The sequence below is a fragment of the Xanthomonas sp. LF07-6 genome (assembly GCF_034105445.1).
GTDB classification, from domain to species: Bacteria; Pseudomonadota; Gammaproteobacteria; order Xanthomonadales; family Xanthomonadaceae; genus Xanthomonas_A; species Xanthomonas_A sontii.
The window spans coordinates 713,375-730,529 of sequence record NZ_JAXGGI010000001.1; the positions used below are offsets into that span (position 1 = coordinate 713,375).

Sequence of the window (17,155 nt, forward strand, 5' to 3'; positions counted from 1 at the left end):
TTGCATGCACTGCGCCATCGCCCGGCCATTCTACGGCCGGCGGCGAGGGCGCGGCGTCGCGGTGGCGACGCCGCTGCGAGCAGGCGCTTACTGCACGATCGTGGCCCCGGTATCGACCTGGATACGGCGCGGCGTGCTCGCCGGACGCTTGGGGATGCGCACTTCCAGCACCCCATGGTAGCCGGTGGCGGAAATGCCGTCCGGATCGGCGCTGTCGGGCAGCGCGAAGCGGCGATGGAAGCTGCCGTAGCGGCGCTCGATGCGCGAGAAGCGCTCGGTGTCGGCGGCCGATTCGCTCTTGCGCTCGCCCTTGATCGAGAGGATGCCCTTGTCCATCGACACCTCGATCTCCGACGGGTCGATACCCGGCAGGTCGGCGTACAGCACGAAGCGCTCCGGCTCCTCCTTGATGTCCACGCGCGGCACCCACTGCGCGGTGACGACGGCCGATTCGTCGGTGCCGCCGTTGGGGTCGAAGAAGCGGTCGAACACCTGCTTGATCTCGTTCTGGAATGCGGCCTGGGCCGGCCACTGGCGATAACGGACGATGCTCATCGTGGTCTCCTGAAACGTGAATGAGGTACACCCCGGAGGGGACGGTTCGCGGCGGCGGGACCGGCCCGCCGTCCATGCCGGTCAGATAGGCCTGCCGCGGCGCTTTTCAAGGCGTTGACGCCACCTTCCCATTTCCGTTTCTAGACTCGGTTCATCCAAGGAGCCCGACATGCCCATCCAGACCGGCGAACGCATTCCCGAAGTGGTGCTGCAGCGCATCCGCGACGGCGTGGAAGCCGTGGACACGCGCACGTTGTTCGACGGCCGCCGCGCGCTGTTGTTCGCGGTGCCCGGCGCGTTCACCCCGACCTGTTCGGAGAAGCACCTGCCCGGCTATGTGGAGCACTTCGAAGAGTTCCGCAAGCGCGGCATCGAGGTGTACTGCATGGCGGTCAACGACCCGTTCGTGATGCAGGCCTGGGGCAAGAGCCAGCTGGTGCCGGACGGCCTGCAGATGCTGTCCGACGGCAATGGCGACTTCGCCAAGGCGCTGGGCCTGGAACTGGACGCCAGCAGCTACGGCATGGGCGTGCGGGCGCGCCGCTTCGCGCTGTACGCCGACGACGGCGTGGTGCAGGCGCTGTTCGTCGAGGCGCCGGGCGAGTTCAAGGTCTCCGCCGCCGACTACGTGCTGCAGCACCTTCCCGACTGATCCCCTTACCCACCACAGGAAACGGCCAGCCATGTCCAACAAGCCAGCCACCCCGAAGACCGATGCCAAGCCGCTGCAGCACACCGCCGGCCTCACCGACACCGCCACGCTGCGCGCCAACGCCCGCCAGAGCATCGAAGACGGCGCGATCACCAAGAGCTACAGCGCCGACCGCGAGGCGGTGATCAAGATGCTCAACGACGCGCTCGCCACCGAGTACGTGTGCGTGCTGCGCTACTACCGCCACTACTTCATGGCCGCCGGCATGCTCGCCGACGCGGTCAAGGCCGAGTTCCTGGAACACGCGCAGCAGGAGCAGGCGCACGCGCACAAGCTGGCCGAGCGCATCGTGCAGTTGGGCGGCGAGCCGGACCTCAATCCGGACACGCTGACCGCGCGCTCGCACGCCGAGTACAAGGAAGGCGAGGATCTGCGCGACATGGTCAAGGAGAATCTGATCGCCGAGCGCATCGCCATCGACAGCTACCGCGAGATGATCAATTTCGTCGGCGACAAGGACACCACCACCAAGCGCATCCTGGAAGACATCCTGGCCCAGGAAGAAGAGCATGCCGACGAGTTCTCGGACATGCTGGAAGGCTGGATCGGCAAGTAAGCCGGTTCCGCATTCAAGCGCTTTCGTAGGAGCGGCTTCAGCCGTGACAGGCCGTTTCGATGACGCCTGTCGTGGCTGAAGCCGCTCCTACTGTCCTTCTGGTCTGACACACATAGTTGAAGCAACTGCAAAGGCTTTCGCCTTGCGGCGAGTCACTTTTCTTTGCTTGTGCAAAGAAAAGTAACCAAAAGAAGCGCTTTACCACAGCCGAAGGCTGGTCAAGCACACCCTGCCTCGCGCCCTCCGCGCTAACGCGCTCCGGGTCCGCATCCATCCCGGGGATCCGCGGAAGGGGCATCCTGCCCCTGCCGCGGACGGCGCACATCCATGTGCGCCGCCCTTCGGGTGTTTCCCCGCGATGGCCGCCGCTTCGGAAGGGAACCCGGCAAGTCAAAAGCAACAGCAAGAGCGACAGCAACAGCCAAAGCCAAGCGACCGTCACCCCAACAGGGACCGCAGTTATCGGTGTCCGGGAGCGATGTGGGAGGGACTTCAGTCCCGACTGCTTCCGAGGTCTGATCATCCGCCTACTCTGATCGTCGTCGTTGCGTGACAGTTGGCTTCTACGAGCGCGCGCCACCGCGGCTCAACGCAGCACCCGGAACCGTACCTGGGTCCAGGCGCCGTTGCTGGCCAGGGCGGTCAGGGTGTGGTCGCCGGCGTCGGCGAAGTCGCGCTGGAAGGTGCGTGCGCCCTCGGTGCGGGCGATCCAGCGACCGTCCAGCAGCCAGTCCACCGGCGTGCTCGTGCCCAGCGCGCGCACCTGCAGACGCACCGTGGTGCTGCCCGGCGCGCGTGCCAGGGTGGCGCGGTCGTTGAGGCCTTCGATGCGCAATACGTCGCTGCGGCCGCGGCCGTCGTCGCGGCAGTCCGGTGACAGCGCCGGCAATTGCCCGGCCTGGCGCTCGCTGGCGTGTAGCCACGGCGTCAGCAGCGCCGGCCAGCGCGCCAAATCGCGGGTGACCGCCTCATGCGGTTGCGCGCAGTCCGGCGACAGGCGCAGGCCGCTGTGCGCGTCCACCTGCACGGTCTCGCGGCCGGCGCTCCACAGCCGCGCGTCGCGCTCGGCGAAGGTCGGCGGCACGGCGCCGTCCAGCGCATAGGCGGAGAAACGGCGCTGGCACAACGCCGGCGGCGTCTGCTCGGCGGCGATGCCCAGCGGCCAGCACACGTCCACCTGCTGCACCGTCGCCGGCATCGGCCTCGGTGCGTTGTCGCCGCGCAGGCGCGGCAGGCTGTCGATGGTCTCGAACATGAGCGGCAAGGCGGTCACCGCGCCGTATTGGCCGGGCAGCGGCGTGCCGTCGGGACGGCCAACCCACACGCCGACGGTGTAGCGGCGGGTGCTGCCGATCGCCCAGGCATCGCGGTAGCCGTAGCTGGTGCCGGTCTTCCAGGCCACCCGCGGGCGCGTCCCGACGTCGAAGGTGCCGACGCCGTAGCCCGGACGCGGATTGGCCTCGAGCATCTCGCGCACGATCCAGGCCGCGCCGGGCGACATCAGGCGCCGTTCGATGCGCTTGTCGGTTGCGCTGTAGCGCACGTGGCCGGCGATGCCGTCGCGGTTGAGCGCGGCGAAGGCGCCGACCAGTTCCTCCAGCTTGGCGCCGGTGCCGCCGAGGATCAGCGCCAGGTTAGGGGTACTGCCGCGCGGGAACTTCAGGCCGATGCCGGCGTTGCTCAGGCGCGCGGCGAAGCGCGCCGGCCCGACACGGTCGAGCAGATCCACCGCCGGCACGTTGAGCGACAGGCGCAGCGCGCTGGCCGCACCGATCGGGCCGTTGAAGGCTTCGTCGAAATTGCCCGGGCGGTAGTCGCCGAAACTCTGCGGCGCGTCGACCAGCAGGCTTTCGGAGTGGATCAGGCCATCGTCCAGGGCCATGCCGTACAGGAACGGCTTGAGCGTGGAGCCGGGCGACCGCCAGGCCTGCACCATGTCCACGTCGCCGAGCCGGCGGCGGTCGCCGAACTGCACCGAGCCGATGTAGGCGCGCGCCTGCAGGTCGCGATTGTCCACCACCAGCAAGGCCGCGGAAGTGCGCTCGGGCAACTGCGAGAAGTAGGCGCTGACCCGGTCCTCCAGGGTGCGCTGCAGGTCGGCGTCGAGGGTGGAGACGATGTGCGCGGCATGCGGGCGCTGCTGACGCAGGCGCTCGGCCAGCAGCGCGGCGTGCAGCGGCGTCTGCAGCGAGCGCGCCACCACCGGTTCGATGCGCGCATCGTCGACCTGTGCGCGCGGCCACACGCGCAGCGCGACCATGCGTTCGAGCACCTTGTCGCGCGCCGCGCGCGCCGCCTCCGGATGCCGGTCCGGACGCAACCGGCTCGGCGCCTGCGGCAGTACCGCCAGCAACGCCGCCTCGGCCTGCGACAGACGCGCGGCCGGCTTGCCCAGGTAGGCCCAGCTCGCCGCCTCCACGCCTTCGATGGTGCCGCCGTAGGGCGCGCGTTCCAGGTACAGCTGCAGGATCTGCCGCTTGCTCAGGTGCGCTTCCAGCTGCAGCGCACGCAGCGCCTGCTGGGCCTTGCCCCACGGCGTGCGCGTACTGACCTCGGGCGGCATCAGGATGCGCGCCACCTGCATGGTCAGGGTGGAACCACCGGAGACGATGTGGCGCGAGAACAGCCACTGCTTGGCCGCGCGCAGCAGCGCCCAGGGATTGACCCCGGGATGCCGCCAGAACCAGCGGTCCTCGTAGTTCAGCAGCGCCTGCAGATACAGCGGCGAGACGCTGTCCGGCGTGGCCGGATAACGCCAGACGCCGTTGCTGTCGGCGAAAGCACGCAGCGGGGTGCCGTCGGCGGCCACCACCAGGGTCGAGGTGTCGCGCGACTTCGGCAGCGGCAGCGGAAACGCCAGGTCCAGCAACAACAGACTCGACAGCAGCGCCACCGTGCCCCAGCGCAGCCACGGCAGCAGGCGCGTCCAGCGCCGGGGGCGCCGCGCGGCGTGCGGGGCGGCGGTGTCGTCCAGTGGCATGCGGGCTCCCGATGGAAGCGGCCATTTTGCCTGTTGCGGTGGCGACGCGGCGAGCGGGATATCCTCTGCCCGTTCGGCATCGCCGACGATGGGTGCCCAACTGCTCCGGGGCACCAGCAACAATGCGCTCCTTCTGCCACTACGCCAGCGGCAATCGCAGCGTCGCCACGCTGCCTTGCGCGTCCGTACGGGCCTCCAGGCTCAGGCTGCCGCCCTGCGCTTCCAGGATCTGCCGCGACAGCACCAGGCCGATGCCCGAGCCGCCGGGCTTGGTGGTGAAGAACGGCACGAACAGATTGTCGCTGGGCGGCAGGCCGGCACCGCCGTCGCACACCTCGATCGACACGCTGGCGCCGTCGGCACTCGCGCGCAGCGTCACCGGCGCGCTGCCGCCGGCTTCCAGCGCGTTGCGCAGCAGGTTGATCAGCACCTGTTCGAGCTGGTCGGCGTCGGCGCACGCATGCAGCGACGGCGCGACCTCGACCTGCACTCGTGCATCGTCCAGCAGCCGCTGCACGCGCGCGCACAGCGGCGCCAGCGCCACTGGCGCCGGGACCGGCGCGGGCAGCCTGGCCAACCGCGCGTAGCCGCCCAGGAAGCGCTGCAGCGCCGCGCTGCGCTGTTCGATCATGCCCAGCCCGTTGTGCAGATCGGCCTGCAGTTCGGCGTCGAGCGCCTGCGGCGCGGCCGCCAGCAGCCGCGCGAGCGTGTCGGCGATCGAGGCGATCGGCGTCAGCGAGTTGTTGATCTCGTGACTGAGCACGCGCAGCAGGCGGCGGAAGGCCTGCGCCTCCTCCTCGCGCAGTGCGCGCTCCATCGGCTGCACCAGCAGCAGCCGCCCGGCCTGGCTGCGGCTGCGCAAGGCGGCGTGGCCGATCTGCCAGCGCCCCTGCTGTCCGGCGAACGCATGCGCCTGGATGCTGCCCGACGGCACATCGAACAGGGCGGCCAGTCCCAATGCCTGCGCGGATTGCCCGATCGCCTGCTGGGCGGCGACGCCGAGCAGGCGCTCGCCGGCCGGATTGATCAGGCGCAGGCGCTGGTCCTGTTCGAACGCGAACACCGCCCCGTCCAGCGCCGCCAGGGTCTTGCTCAGCAGTTGCAGGCTTTCGTGCGAATCGCGCTGTTCGTCCTGCAGGCGCTGCGCCAGGGCGTTGAACCGCGCCAGCAGGCCGTCGGCATCGCGCGCGTCCTGCGCCGCCCGCACGCTGTAGTCGCCCTCGCGCAGCGCGTCCAGCAGGCCACCGAGGGTGCGCAGACGCTGCCCGGCGTCGCGCTGCTGCCAGCGCCACAGCGCCATGGTCAGCAGCAGCACGCACAGCAGCAGCACGATCGCCTCGGGCCACCGCGGCGCGCCGGCGGCGAGCACCAGCACCAAGGCCAGCGCGGCCGGCGCCACCAGCCACAGCGGCCGGAAGCGCTGTCGCTCAGCCGGCGTCATCGCTGCGCAGCCCGTGCTTGCCCAGGCGCCGGTACAGGCTCTGCCGGGTGATGCCGAGCTGGTCGGCGGTGCGCTGCAGATTGCCCTGGTGCTGCGCCAGCGCCTGCTTCAGCAGCAGCGCCTCGGCTTCTTCCAGGGTGAGTTGCGTCGACAGTGCCGGCGCGGCATTCGTCGCCGGCTGCAGGCGCAGATCGTCGCTGCCCAGGGTACTGCCGTCGGCCAGCAGCGCCGCACGCTCCATCGCATGTGCCAGCTCACGCACATTGCCGGGCCAGGCGTAACCGAGCAGGGCGCGCTCGGCGTCGCGCGCCAGCGTCGGCAGCGGCCGCCGGTAGCGGGTGCAGGCGGCGGCGAGGTAATGCCGCGCCAGCGGCAGGATGTCGGCGCCGCGCTCGCGCAGCGGCGGCACCCGCACCTGGAAGGTGTTGAGCCGGTACAGCAGGTCCTGGCGGAAGCGTCCGGCCGCCACGTCCGCCTCCAGATCGGCATTGGTCGCCGCGACGATGCGCACGTCCACCCGTTGCGTGCGCGAGGAGCCGAGCCGCTCGAACTCGCCGTCCTCGATCGCGCGCAGCAGCTTGGGCTGCTGCTGCAGCGGCAGGTTGCCGATCTCGTCCAGGAACAGGGTGCCGCCATCGGCCAGTTCGAAACGGCCGGCGCGGTCCTGGCGCGCGTCGGTGTAGGCGCCGCGCACGTGACCGAACAGTTCGGCCTCGAACAGGGTCGGCGCCAGGCCGCCGATGTTGACCTTGACGAAGGCCTGCGTGCGGCGCGGCGACCACTGGTGCAGCAACTGCGCCAGCAGACTCTTGCCAGTGCCGTTCTCGCCCAGCAGCAGCACGTTGGCGCCGCTGCCGGCGATGCGCAGCAGGTCCTCGACCAGGCGCTGCATCGGTGCCGATTCGGCAACGAAGCCGGCCGCGCCGTCCTGCAGCAACAGCGCCTGCGCCTCGCCGAGCCGTTGCGCGGCGCGGCGGCTGCGATCCAATGCGATGCGGCTCTCCAGCACCGCCAGGACCCGCGCGTTCTGCCAGGGCTTTTCGATGAAATCCACCGCGCCCTCGCGCATCGCCGCCACCGCCAGTTCGATGCTGGCCCAGGCGGTCATCGCGATCACCGGCAGCCCCGGCCACTGCGCGGCGATCTGCGCGATCAAGGCCAGGCCTTCGGCGCCGGAGGTGGTGTCGCGGGCGTAGTTCATGTCCACCAGCACCGCGGCGAACGCGTCGCCGCGCAGGCAGGCCAGCGCCAGCTCCGGCGACTCGGCGCCGACCATGCCGTAGCCGGCGCTCTTGAGCAGCATGCGCAAGGCTTCGCGCACGTCGGCCTGGTCGTCGACGACGAGGATGCGCGGCAAGGGCGATGTGCGGGCGTCGGTCATGGCGCAGAGTCTAGCGGCCTGCCGCATCGAGAAACGAGGCGATCATTCGGCGCGCAAGGCCTGCATCGGCGGCACCCGCGCCGCGCGCCGTGCCGGCGCCAGCGCGGCGAGCAGGCCGGCCGCGGCCAGCACCAGCAGCACCGCGCCGATCGCCAGCGGGTCGGCCACGCGCACCTCGAACAAATACCGCTGCAGCAGCCGCGACAGCGCCATCGCCACGCCCAGGCCCAGCAGCAGGCCCACCACGATCTGCACGCCGGCCTCGCCCAACACCTGCCGCCGCAGCCGCGCCGGCGGTGCGCCGAGCGCGGCGCGCACGCCGAACTCGTGCTGGCGCGCGGCCACCGCCACCGCCATCACCGCATACAGGCCGACCGCGGCCAGCAACAGCGCCAGCCCCGCGAACAGGCCGACCAGCAGCAGGTTGAGCTTCTGTTCGCCGGTGGTGCTGGCGACCAGCGCCTGCATCGGCTGCAGATCGGCGATCGGTTGCTGCGGCGCCACTTCGTCGATCGCCGCGCGCAGCGCGCGCTCGTCGGCACCCAGTGCGCCGGCCCGCAGATGCACCGCATAGGTCAGCGCGCCGAAGCCGCGGAGGATCTGCCACATCGGCTCGCTCATCTGTGCCAGCGGCTGGTACACGGTCGGCTCCGGTGGCTCGGCCGGGCTGGTGTGGCGCACGTCGCCGACCACGCCGACCACGCGCATCGACACGCGCTGGTCGCCGCCGTCGTCGGGCAAGCTGACGATCTTGCCGAGCGCCTGCCCGTGCAGGTAACGCGCAGCGAAGCTGGCGCTGACCACGCAGACCCGCTCGCCTCCGGCCACATCGCTGTCGGCAATCCCGCGCCCGGCCAGCAAGGGAATGCGGAAGACCTCCAGGAACTGCGGCGTGGCCAACCGGTACTGGCTGTCGACGGACGGCGCGCCATCGATCTCGACGCTCCAGCTCAACCGCGTCGCCGTCGGCGGATTGGTCGACACCCCCACGCGGTCGATGCCCGGTACCTGCTGCAAGCGCGCGACGATGCGCCGGGTCTGCTCCACCGCATCGGCCGCGGTGACGTAGCGCTCCTTCACCGGCGCCAGGGTGAACACCACCGCCGAGCGGCTCTCGAAGCCCATGGGCACCTCCGCCAGTTTCTGCAGGGTGCGGGTGAACAGGGCCGCGCCGATCAGCAGCACCACGGCGATGGCCACCTGCGCGATCACCAGGACACGGCCGAGGCGGCCGGCCTGCAGGCTCCAGCCGCCGCGCCCACCGCCAGCCAGTTCAGTCACCAGATTGCGGCGGCGGCCGCGGACGATGCCCAGCGCTGCGGCCAACAGCGCCGTCGCACCGCCGGCGAGCAGCGCGAACAGCACGCTGGCGCCGCTCAGATGCGGCGCCTCGCCGCGCATCCACATCAGCGGCACCCAGCCGCCGAGCAGACGTAGGCCCAGCCAGGCCAGCACCAGGCCGGCCAGGCTGCCGAGCGCGCCGATCAGCACGCCTTCGGCCAATGCCGGCAGGCTCAAGCGTAGCCACGAGGCGCCCAGCGCGGCACGCACCGCGCTGTCGTGGCTGCGCCCGAGCGCGCGCAGCAGCATCAGGCTGGTGAGGTTGATCGCGGCGATCAGCAGCACGCAGGCAGCCGCGGCGAAGAACAGCCACAGCGTGTTGCCGCTGTTGGCGTCGTATAGGCTGTCCTGCAGCGGCAGCGCGTTGGGCGGCCGTCGCTGCAGCGACGCCCACCACGACGCGTCCATGTGCGGGCTGTTGCGCAACAAGGCCTGGAGCGTCGTCGCGGTCTGCGCGGACGCCGCGGCCACGCTGATGCCGGGCCGCAACCGCGCCACCACGATCTCGTTGGTGGACAGGTTGGTCGCGGCCAGGTCCGGCTGCATGTTGCGGATCAGGTCGAACGGCTCGGCCCAGGGGAAGGCCGCCGGCAGCACGCCGACGATCTGCACCGGCTTGCCTTCCACCTGCAGGTTGCGTCCCACCGCGGACGGGTCGCCATCGAAATAGCGCTGCCAGAAACGATGGCTGAGGATCACCGCCTGCGGCCCGCCGGGCCGGCTTTCCTCGTCGTTGAAGTTGCGCCCGGCCGCCATCGGCAGGCCGAGCGTGCGCAGGAAGCCGGCATCGGCACTGATCGACGCGACCACCTCGCTGGCAGCGCCGCGGGCGACGTTGGCCGGCACCGGGAACCCGCGCGCGATGCCCACCGACTGCAGGCTCGACATGCGCCGCAACACCGGGTAATAGCCGGGTGCGGCGACATTGCGGCCAGGGTCGCTGGACAGGCCGAGGGTGACCAGCCGCTCCGGCTGCGGGAACGGCAGCGGCTTCAGCAAGGCCTGGTCGAGCAGCGCGAACACCGCGGTGGTGGTGGCCACGCCCAGCGCCAGGGTCAGCACCGCCAGCAGCAGATAGCCCGGCCTGCGCGCGAGCGTGCGCCAGGATTGCCGCATCTCGGCCCACTGCAGGGCGGCGCTCATCGTGCCTGCCCCGCAGCGCGCGCCGGCAGCGCCACGTCCTGTTCGTGGCGCAACCGCTCGAAGGTATCCTCGTCGACGATGCGGCCGTCGAGCATGTGCACGATGCGCTGCGCGCGCCGCGCGAATGCCGGATCATGGGTGACCATGCACAAGGTGGTGCCGTTGTCGTGCAGTTGTTCGAGCAACTGCATCACCGACTCGCCGTTGCGGCTGTCCAGGTTGCCGGTCGGTTCGTCGGCGAGCAGGATCGCCGGATTGCCGGCCAGTGCGCGCGCCACCGCCACGCGCTGCTGCTGGCCGCCGGACAACTGCCCCGGATAGTGCTTGTGGCGATGCTGCATGCCGACCAGCTCCAGCACCTCGCGCACGCGCTGGCGGATGTGGTTGCGCTGGGCGCCCTCGCGGTAGGTCAGCGGCAGCGCCACGTTCTCTTCCACGGTGAGGTCGGCGATCAGGTTGAAGGCCTGGAAGATGAAGCCGATCTCGGCGTTGCGGATGCGCGCGCGACCGACCGTGTCCAGCTCGGCGACGCTGCGGCCGTTGAGCCGGTAGGTGCCGCCGCTGGGCGCATCGAGCAGGCCCAGGATCGACAGCAGGGTCGACTTGCCGCAGCCGGACGGGCCGGTGATGGCGACGAAATCGCCAGGCGCCACGTCCAGTGCGATCTCGGCCAGGGCGTGGGTCTCCACTTCCTCGGTGTGGAACACCTTGCTGAGCCCGTGCAGGTGGATCAGCGGCGCGGCGGATGGTGCGGGAACTGCGGTCATGCGGGATCTCTCCTGGTGAGGCTAGCGTAAGCGCAAGGTGGCGTCGGCATTCCACTGGCTGGTGTCGGACAGCACGACGCGGTCGCCGGCGCGCAGGCCGGCGCGGACTTCGATACGGTCGCTGGAGGCGGCGCCGAAGCGCACGCGGATGCGCTGCGCGGTGTCGCCGCCGTCGCGCAGCACGAACAGGCTGCCGGCGGCGTTGGGCACGGCCAGCGCCGGGCGCGGGATGCTGACCACGTCGCGCAGCGTGCCGAGCACGATGCGGCCGTCCACCGACAGGTCCGGGCGCACGCCGGGCGGCAACGGCGGCGTCAGCCGCACATCGACCGCCACGCTGCCGCTGCGCACCGCCGGATCGATCCGTGCCACCTGCCCGCCGACCACGCCGTTGTGCGTGTCCACCGCCACCGGCAGGCCTTCGATCACGTCCTTGGCCAGGAGTTCGGGCACCTGCAGGCGTGCCAGCAGGTCGTCCGGGCGCGCCACCCGCGCCAGCTTCGCGCCGGCCTCGACGCGTTGGCCGGGCTCCACGTCCACCTGCTGCAGGATGCCGTCGCTGCCGGCACGCACCTGCAGCGAGTCGGCCTGTTGCGTGGCGATGGCCAGCGCACTGGCGGCCTGCTCGCGCCGTGCCTGTGCCGCACGCAGTTGCGCGGCCATGTTCTGCCGGAACGCGGCGACGCGTTTGCGTTCGATGTCGGCGCGGCCGCGTTGCTGCGCCTCGACGATCTGGCTTTGTGTGAGATCGATCGCCGAGATCGCGCCGCCGTCGTGGCCGCGCCGGTAGGCCTTGGCCTTGATCTGCGCGATCTGCAACTCGGACTCGGCCTGCGCCTGCAGCGCCTGCTGGTCGAGCAGTTGCGAGGCCAACGCGGCGTGCAGTGCGGCCAGGTCGGCATCGGCGCCGGCCAGCGCGGCGCGTGCGCGATCCAGGCCGGCCTCCAGTTCCGGATTGACCAGTTGCAGGATCGGCGTATCGGCCAGCACGCGCGCGCCGGCCTCGACCCGTTGCTGTTGCACGGTGGCCGGGGCCCCGGCGGTGATCCAGCGGATCTGCCGCGGCACCAGCACGCCGTTGGCGCGGACCTCGCGACGCATCTCGCCGCGCGTGGCCGCATCGACCCACACTTCGCTGCGCGCCACCCTTGGTGTGGCGCGGCCGCTGCCGAGCAGCGCAACGCCCAGCACGATCGCCACGGCAGCGGCTGCCATCAGCCAGCGGCGGCGGTGGCGCCAGAACGAACGGTTCGGGGATTTCGCGATATCCATGCCTGCTGTACAGCAGGCTGCATGCCAATCGGCGAACCGCGCTAACCCATTGAATCCGTTGCGCCGCGACCGCGGCGCGCGCGGTCGCTGCGTCCGCAAGCGGTCGCGCAGCGACCGATTACGGACAGTTGAACGGCCATGCGCCGGTCAGGGCTTTTCCAGCGACGCGCGATAGCGCAGCAGCGCTTCCGGTTCGTCGGTCTGGAAGGCGCCGATGCCGGCGCGGTACAGCCGCCCCCACACCGCCTCCGGATCGCGCACCGCATCGGCATCGCCGCCGACGTCGGCGACGAAGCCTTCCCACAGCGTATTGACCAGCAGCCGCACCTGTCGCTGCCTGGCCAGCGCTGTCACCGCCGGCAACTGGGCCAGACGCATCCGCGGCAGTTCGATCGCCACCGGCCGCACCTTGCCGTCGGTCTGGGTGCGCACGGTCTGCACCAGGTCGTCGGTGCCCGGCGGGTTGAGCAGCACCGGGGTGAAGTTGATCCGGTCGAACGGCGGCATCGACGCCAGGTCCTGGCTGGCGACGCCGACCTCGGTCTTGACCACCACCTGGCGCTCCATGCCGGCGCGGCGCACCGCGTCGACCACCTCGGCGTAGATCGGCGCCTTGACGTCGAGGTTGAGCATGATCCGGCCCTTGGCCGCGGCCAGCATCTGCGCCAGCGTCACTGGATGCTGGTCGGTGAGCGGCGCGTCGGCGCCGCCCTCGTCGTCGCGCAGGCGCAACCGCGACAGTTGCGGCCAGGTCAGTTCGGCGACCTTGCCGGTGCCGTCGGTGGTGCGGTCGACGGTGGCGTCATGGAACATTACCAGGGTGCCATCGCCGGCGCGGCGGATGTCGGTTTCGAGCATGTCCACGCCCAGCGTCACGCAGCGCTCCAGGCCCAGCAGCGAATTCTCCGGCGCATGCCCGGCGAAGCCATGCGCCGGCGCGGGATTGTGGCAGCCGCGGTGGGCGACGACGAAGATGCCGCCGTCGGGTGCGGCCAGGCGCGCCTGGATCGGGGCGATGGCGGCGATGGCCGGGGCCGTCGCGGTCAGCAGTGCGGCAATGATCGCGCCGCGCGAGAAAAGCAGGTTCATGGAAGGTCTCCGGCAACGGTCACAGCGACGGGGTGAAGCGCAGGCCGAGCCAGTAGGTGGTCGGCATCGAATAACTGTCCTTCAGCAGGTTCTCGCCGGGGCCGGTGAAGCTGGTGAGGCGGCTGTGGGTGACATTGCTGATCTGGCCGACCACGCTGAGCTGCTTGCTCACCGCCCAGGTCGCCGACAGGTCCAGCTGCGAACGCGGCGCCCAGTACAGATCCTGCCAGGCGATGTTGCTGACGATGGCGCGCAGCGCCTTGCCCTGGCGGTTGTAGGCCGCACGCAGTTCGACGCCGCCGACGGTGTAGAACAGCGAGGCGTTGGCGGTGTAGTCCGGCTGCCCGACCAGGCGATCGACGGTGCGCTGGCTCTGCACCAGGTTGGGCGCGCTGCCGCTGGTGAACGGCACGTCCATGCCGCCATCGAGCAGCGCCAGGTTGGCGCTGGCGCCCAGGCCGGACAGCGCCGGCACGCCCGGGAACAAGGTGTTGAACACCGCGCTCAATTCCAGGCCGCGCACGTGCGCCTTGGCGGCGTTGGCCGGGGTGCTGATCAGCACGTTGGAATAGGTGGTGCCGTTGAAGCTGAACTGGTCGGTGCGCGAGAGGGTGAAGATCTCGTCCTGGATGCGCTTGTCGAACAGCGCCGCGGCGAGCATGCCGTCGAAGTCGTCGGGCAGGCGCCATTCCAGCGACAGGTCCAGATTGGTGGACACGCGCGGCTTGATGTCGGGATTGCCGATGGTGACGGTCACGCCCTGGGCGTTGGGATTGCCCATGTCGCTGCTGTTGACGAAGCCGATCGAAGTGCGCGCGGCATAGGCGTCGTAGGGCGGACGGCCGAGCGTGCGGCTGGCGCCGGCGCGCAGGTCGAGGCGGTCGTTGACGTGGTAGGTCATCACCGCCGACGGCAGCACCTTGGCGTAGCGCGACTCGGTCGGCGCATCGACGTAGACGTAGCTGCCGGTGGCCGCGTCCAGTTGCCGCTGGCGGCCGACGGTGGACTGGTCGGTATGGTCGTAGTGCAGGCCGGCCTCCACATCGAAATCGTCGGCGCGATAGCCGAACAGGCCGTAGGCACCGAAGATCTCCTCGCGATGGCTGAAGTTGTCCTGGTTGCTGAAGGCGCTCTGGTCGGTGCGGTTGAACGCGCTCAACGGCGTGGCGCCCAGCACCTGGTTGGCCTTGTCCGGATCGATCGCGATCAGGTTCAGGCCCAGGTAGCGCATCGGCGCATTGGACGGCGCCAGCACGTCGGCGATCTTCAGCGGCGGCGCGCTGCGGTTGGGCTGGTATTCGACGCGGTAGATATCGAAACCGGGTTCGTCGCGGGTGTAGCTCAGGCCGCCGCCGAAGCCGAAACCGCGGTCCATCTCGCCACGGTTGAAGGCGTAGTCCAGGCGCCCGGTGAGCACCTTGTCGCGCGCATTGCGCTGGTAGTCCGGACGCCAGTACAGCAGGCTGTAGTTGTCGTAGTTGTAGTACGCCTGCGCCGCCATCGGGAAACGCTGGTTGAGCGCGGAGGTGTCGTAGTTGAAGCCATAGGCCGCCGTCGGCACCACGGTGACGCCGGCGCCGGTCTGCCCGGTGGGCACCGCCGCCGGGCGCTGCGCGCCGGTGACGTACTTGATCATCTTGATCGGTTCGGCATAGGTGGCATCGGACCAGGACGCGCGCGCCGACAGCACCTGACGGTCGTCCGGACGCCACTCGAAGCCGGTCTGGCCGAGCTTGGTGCGGGTGGTGGTGATCTGGTTGGAGTAGCCCACTTCCACGTCGCCGACCGGGTAGGTGCCGCTGGTGGCGGTCTGGTTGTAGACGCGGTTGCGGTTGCGCGGATCGAGGATGACCTCGTTGCGCTCCATGTTGTCGCGGAAATAGTAGTAGCCGGCCATGGCGTAGGCCTGGAGGGATTCGCTCAACCGCGCCTCGAACTTGCCGGTGAGGCCGTAGCGGTCGCGCTTGTCCATCACGTACCAGTACTTGTCCTGCTGCGGCACGGCCCAGCCGTTGCCCAGGTTGTTGCCGCTCTGCAGTACGCCGCTGTTGTCGTAGAACCCGTAGTGCACCGTGTCGGTGGTCATGTGGGTTTCGGTGTAGCTGCTCAGCGTCTGGTAGTTGCCGGACAGGGTCAGGCCGTACTGCCCTTCGCTGCCGAAGGTGCGGCTGCCGGTGGCGAGCAGGCGATAGCCCGGGTCGTCCTGGTCGCGCGGCTTGCCGACGTCGTTGGCATGGCCCAGCGAGGCCTCGGCGGTGAAGAACGGCTTGCCGCCGTTCTCGAACGCGCTGCGGGTCTTGAGATTGATCGCACCGCCGGTGGCGTTCGGGTCCAGGTCCGGGGTGAAGGTCTTGATGACCTGCAGTTCGCTGACCATCGAGGCCGGCAGGATGTCCAGGCGCACGCCGCGGGTGATCGAGCCCAGCGTGCCGTTGGGCGTGCCCGGCGAGGCCACGGTCAGGCCGTCGATGGTGACGTTGTTGTAGGACGGGCCGAGGCCGCGCAGCACCGGGGTGGCGGCTTCGTCGCGCGGATGTTCGTTGTCGGTGGCCGGCAGCACCGACAGGCCGGGGATGCGGCGCAGCGCCTCGACGATGGTGGTGTCCGGCAGCGCACGCACGTCGGTGGAGCTGACCACGTCGGTGATGTTGGTGGCCGCGCGCTTGCTCTCGATCGCGGCGGCATTGGCCTTGCGCACGCCGGTGACCATCACGCTGGACAGCGTGGTGGTGCCGTCGTCGCTGGCGGCGGCGTTGGGCGTGGTGTCGGGCGTGGCGTCGCCGACGGCCGGTGCGGTGGCGGCCGCGACGGCACTGGCGTCGGCAGCGAGCGTCGCCGTGGTGGACGCGGCGTCCTGCGCGAGCGCGGCCTGGCAGCTGGCGGCGAGCGCGCAGACGATCAGCACGCGGCGCCGATGGGTGAGTGGTTGCATGGCGATGTCCCCTGGTTGACCGAATTAAGTAACTTAAAGTTCGTTATTTAATCCCAGGGATATGACGCTGCGATGGCGGCCAGCGGAAAGCCTGGCGACAGCGCCCGCGCGGCAGTGGCCACGGCGTTTCGTACGGCATCGGCCAACGGCCGGCCGCTCGCAGGGCTTGGAGCGGCCAATGGCATCGCTGCCGGCGCAACGGCGCCGGCACCGTGATCGCCAGGGCGCGGCGACGGCGCGGCGCGGATCAGGGCGCTGGCGCGCGCGGCGGCAGCAGGCCCAGCGCGACCAGGTCCTCACGCAAGGTGACGGCGTCGCGGAACTGCAGCGCATGCATGCCGGTGGCCGCGGCGGCGTGCACGTTGCGCGGCGCGTCGTCGATGAACACCGCCCGCGCCGGGTCGATCGCATAGCGTTCGCACAGCAGCGCGAAGATCGCCGGGTCCGGTTTGACCAGGCGCTCCTCGCCCGACACCAGCACGCCCTCGAACCACTGCAGGAACGGGTAGCGCTCGCGCGCGATCGGGAAGGTCTCGTGCGACCAGTTGGTCAACGCGTACAGCCGCACGCCCTGCCCGCGCAGTTCGTCCAGCACCGCCACCGTGGCGTCCAGCGCGCCGCCCAGCATCTCCGGCCAGCGCGCGTGGTAGGCGGCGATCATCGGCGCATGCGTCGGATGCAGCGCGCTCAGTTCGGCCACCGCCTCCTGCCATGGACGTCCGGCATCCTGACGCTCGTTCCACTGCGGGCTGCAGACCTCGCGCAGGAAGGTTTCCATCGCCGCCTCGTCGTCGAACAGGCGGCGGTACAGATGGCGCGGATTCCAGTCGATCAGGACACCGCCGAGATCGAACACCACGGTGTCCAGGTGGGGTGCAGCGGACGGCGAGGATGCGGGGGGCATGACTGGCTCCAGGAACGAGAGGGGGACGCAGCGGCGGACCAGGCGTGCGCCGGCGGCGGCGCGCTGGGTGCGGCGGTCATGG

The 17,155-nt window shown here is 70.4% G+C and carries 12 protein-coding genes; 2 read left to right on the forward strand and 10 right to left on the reverse strand.

Annotated features, from left to right (window positions below):
* Positions 1 to 87 precede the first annotated feature (87 nt).
* The gene (locus tag SLW56_RS02945) at positions 88 to 555 is read right to left on the reverse strand and encodes an Hsp20/alpha crystallin family protein (RefSeq protein ID WP_010341349.1); all 468 of its coding nucleotides are present in this window, start codon (positions 553 to 555) and stop codon (positions 88 to 90) included.
* 169 nt (positions 556 to 724) lie between these two features.
* Between SLW56_RS02945 and SLW56_RS02950 the strand changes: the two genes are divergently transcribed.
* Together SLW56_RS02950 and SLW56_RS02955 are read left to right on the forward strand one after the other, a co-directional pair.
* Complete coding sequence (locus tag SLW56_RS02950) at positions 725 to 1,207, forward strand: peroxiredoxin (RefSeq protein ID WP_017909165.1); 483 nt, start codon at positions 725 to 727, stop codon at positions 1,205 to 1,207.
* Positions 1,208 to 1,238: 31 nt separating this feature from the next.
* On the forward strand, positions 1,239 to 1,823 hold the full coding sequence (locus tag SLW56_RS02955) for a ferritin-like domain-containing protein (RefSeq protein ID WP_017909166.1): 585 nt from the start codon (positions 1,239 to 1,241) through the stop codon (positions 1,821 to 1,823).
* A 586-nt stretch (positions 1,824 to 2,409) separates the two neighbouring features.
* Here SLW56_RS02955 and pbpC read toward each other — a convergent pair.
* The 9 genes from pbpC to SLW56_RS03000 form a co-directional block, all read right to left on the reverse strand.
* On the reverse strand, positions 2,410 to 4,803 hold the full coding sequence (pbpC, locus tag SLW56_RS02960; protein WP_320694330.1) for a penicillin-binding protein 1C: 2,394 nt from the start codon (positions 4,801 to 4,803) through the stop codon (positions 2,410 to 2,412).
* Positions 4,804 to 4,942: 139 nt separating this feature from the next.
* Positions 4,943 to 5,434, reverse strand: a complete 492-nt coding sequence (locus SLW56_RS02965) for an ATP-binding protein (protein ID WP_320694397.1) — start codon at positions 5,432 to 5,434, stop codon at positions 4,943 to 4,945.
* Positions 5,435 to 6,230: 796 nt separating this feature from the next.
* Entirely contained in the window at positions 6,231 to 7,625 is a 1,395-nt protein-coding gene (locus tag SLW56_RS02970) for a sigma-54 dependent transcriptional regulator (RefSeq protein ID WP_152239399.1), read from the reverse strand.
* 42 nt (positions 7,626 to 7,667) lie between these two features.
* On the reverse strand, positions 7,668 to 10,109 hold the full coding sequence (locus SLW56_RS02975) for an ADOP family duplicated permease (protein ID WP_295965227.1): 2,442 nt from the start codon (positions 10,107 to 10,109) through the stop codon (positions 7,668 to 7,670).
* Positions 10,106 to 10,876, reverse strand: coding sequence for an ABC transporter ATP-binding protein (locus SLW56_RS02980; RefSeq protein ID WP_320694331.1), 771 nt, complete (start codon positions 10,874 to 10,876; stop codon positions 10,106 to 10,108). The genes SLW56_RS02975 and SLW56_RS02980 overlap by 4 nt, the downstream gene beginning before the upstream one ends.
* 21 nt (positions 10,877 to 10,897) lie before the next feature.
* Entirely contained in the window at positions 10,898 to 12,148 is a 1,251-nt protein-coding gene (locus SLW56_RS02985) for an efflux RND transporter periplasmic adaptor subunit (RefSeq protein ID WP_320694332.1), read from the reverse strand.
* Between the two features lie 147 nt (positions 12,149 to 12,295).
* Entirely contained in the window at positions 12,296 to 13,237 is a 942-nt protein-coding gene (locus SLW56_RS02990) for a glycerophosphodiester phosphodiesterase family protein (RefSeq protein ID WP_320694333.1), read from the reverse strand.
* A gap of 19 nt (positions 13,238 to 13,256) precedes the next feature.
* Positions 13,257 to 15,947: a TonB-dependent receptor gene (locus SLW56_RS02995; RefSeq protein ID WP_320694398.1), complete on the reverse strand. Its 2,691-nt coding sequence runs from the start codon at positions 15,945 to 15,947 to the stop codon at positions 13,257 to 13,259.
* A 469-nt stretch (positions 15,948 to 16,416) separates the two neighbouring features.
* Positions 16,417 to 17,073: an HAD family phosphatase gene (locus SLW56_RS03000; protein ID WP_173003374.1), complete on the reverse strand. Its 657-nt coding sequence runs from the start codon at positions 17,071 to 17,073 to the stop codon at positions 16,417 to 16,419.
* Positions 17,074 to 17,155: the final 82 nt, after the last annotated feature.